At 69.5% G+C, this 2,428-nt stretch carries 2 protein-coding genes; both read left to right on the forward strand.

The window, feature by feature from the left end; all coding sequences use genetic code 11:
- Positions 1-131: 131 nt before the first annotated feature.
- The gene (gene istA, locus VEA62_RS13905; protein WP_324822869.1) at positions 132-1,391 is read left to right on the forward strand and encodes an IS21 family transposase; all 1,260 of its coding nucleotides are present in this window, start codon (positions 132-134) and stop codon (positions 1,389-1,391) included.
- A complete protein-coding gene (gene istB / locus VEA62_RS13910; RefSeq protein ID WP_324822867.1) occupies positions 1,385-2,179 on the forward strand; it encodes an IS21-like element helper ATPase IstB in 795 nt (264 codons plus the stop codon). Before istA ends, istB begins: the two co-directional genes overlap by 7 nt.
- Positions 2,180-2,428 lie beyond the last annotated feature (249 nt).

Here is a 2,428-nt window from a genome sequence, read left to right on the forward strand (position 1 = left end):
TGTCAGGCGACATGAGAAACTCCCCCCCGGACGACATGAGGAAAGGGCCCCCCATCGACACTGAGAGGTGAAGAATGGTCGAGGGCACGACACCGTTGAGTTCCTCCGTGAGCACGGAGCGGAGGGACGTGATGCTGGCGCCGGACGAGGTGACGGCGATGATCCGGCTGCAGGCCCTGGGCTGGGGCTCGAAACGGATCGCCCGGGAGTTGGGATGCGACCGCAAGACGGTGAAGCGCTATCTGCGCTGCGGAGGCTGGCAGCCCTACCGGCTGCCGCACCGCACCGGTCGGCTGGACGGGTTGACGGACTGGCTGGCCGAGCGCTTCCGGCGGCACCGGGGCAACGCCGATGTCGTGCGTCAGGAACTGGCCGACGAGCACGGCGTCCAGGTGTCGCTGCGCACGGTGGAACGCGCCGTCCAGGGGCTGCGCCAGGGTCTGGAGGCGGAAAGCAAAGCCACGGTGCGCTTCGAGACGGCGCCGGGCCAGCAATTGCAGATCGACTTCGGCACCACCGCGGTGGAGATCGGCGGCGAGCGGGTGCGGGTTCACCTGTTCGTGGCGACGCTGGGCTACTCGCGCCGCAACTTCGTCGCGGCGTTCCGCCACGAGCGGCAGTCCGCCTGGATCACCGGGGTAGAGGCGGCCTTCCGGCACTTCAGCGGCGTGCCGCGCGAGGTGCTGATCGACAATCCCAAGACCCTGGTCACCCATCACGACCGGGAGACCCGGGAAGTGACGTTCAACGAGCGCTTCCATGCCTTCGCCCGCTACTGGGGCTTCCACCCGCGGGCCTGTGCGCCATACCGGGCGCGCACCAAGGGCAAGGACGAGAACGGCGTCGGCTACGTCAAGAAGAACGCCATCGCCGGGCGGCGCTTCGCCAGCTGGGAGGCGTTCGAGGGGCACCTGGCGCACTGGATGCGCACCATCGCCGACGTCCGCGTCCACGGCACCACAGGCGAGCGGCCGATCGACCGCTTCCAGGCCGCCGAGGCGGCCAGCCTGCGGTCGCTGAACGGGCGCCCGCCCTACCTTCAGGTGCGCGAGCTGCACCGCAAGGTCCAGAGCGACGGCACCGTCGGCATCGACACCAACCATTACAGCGTGCCCTGGCGCCTGATCGGGCAGAGTGTCACGGCGGAGGTCAGCGACGGGGCGGTGAGGATCCTGCTGGCCGGAGCCGAGGTGGCGCGGCACGCCCAGGTCCATGGCCGCCGCCAGCGGGTCATCGACGCCCATCATCTCGAGGGCGTGGTCGGTGTGCGGCCCAGCCGGTCCGGCCCCTCAGGGGCCTCCGGTCCCACTGAAGCGATGGGGCCGCCGCATGCCCCTGAGCTGCTGCGACCGCTGGCGGAATACGAAGCGGTGATCGGAGGTGGATGGTGAGCAGCGATCCTGACGATCTGACGCGGATGCTGACGCGGCTGAAGCTGACCGCGCTGCGCGACCAGCTCGACACCCTGCTCGACGAGGCGGCGCGGCGCGAATTGAGCCTGCGCGAAGCCTTGGCCTTCCTGTGCGAAGCCGAGGTGGCGCGCAAGGACGAGCGGCGCATCCAGATGGCGATGAGCATCGCCAAGTTCCCCTTCGTGCGCACGCTGGAGGGGTTCGAGTACGACGCCCAGCCCTCGCTCGATCCCAAGCAGATCCGCGATCTGGCGACCGGGCGTTGGGTGGCCAACGGCGACGCGCTGTTGTTGCTCGGGCCACCGGGTGTCGGCAAAACCCATCTCGCCGTCGGGCTCGGCCGCGAGGTGATCCGCTGCGGCTACTCGGTGCTGTTCGTCGCGGCGGCGACGCTGCTGACGATGCTGACCAAGGCGCAGGCCGATGGCCGGTTGGAGGAGCGGCTGGGGCATTTCGCCAAGCCGAAGCTGCTCATCGTCGACGAACTCGGCTACCTGCCTCTGGAGACCAACGCGGCGCATCTGTTCTTCATGCTGGTGAGCCGCCGCTACGAGCGCGGCAGCATCCTGGTGACCAGCAACCGCAACGTGAGCGAGTGGGGGAGCGTCTTCGGGGATGCCGTGGCGGCGACGGCGATCCTAGACCGCCTGCTTCACCACAGCCATGTGATCACCATCCGCGGCGACAGCTACCGGCTGCGCGAGAAGCGCCGCTCCGGCCTGATCAAGCCTCCCCCGTTCGCCGCCGAGGCGCCGGGCTCCGCATGATCCCGCCGACGGCCCGTCCCATGTCCGGCCGCCCAACGCCGCCTGCATCCAGGCTGGATGGTCTCCTGCGGATCGGCCTCCCTCAAGCCAGGCCCTGCGGGCCTCCGCCTCCGGCGGCTTCGGGCTTGACCGAGCCCGCCCCGCAGGAGCCGTTGCTCACCATGGCTTGCAAGCGGCAGTGACGCTGGGCTGAACCGGGGGCCCTTTCCTCATGTCGCCAGGGGGCCGGTTCCTGATGTCGTTTGACAC

Origin of the sequence: Brevundimonas sp., assembly GCF_035627475.1 — a bacterium.
GTDB lineage: Bacteria > Pseudomonadota > Alphaproteobacteria > Caulobacterales > Caulobacteraceae > Brevundimonas.

Coding starts and splice junctions, on each gene's coding strand:
- istA (WP_324822869.1), top strand. CDS start 132: ATGCTGGCGCCGGACGAGGTGACGGCGATGATCCGGCTGCAGGCCCTG.
- istB (WP_324822867.1), top strand. CDS start 1,385: ATGGTGAGCAGCGATCCTGACGATCTGACGCGGATGCTGACGCGGCTG.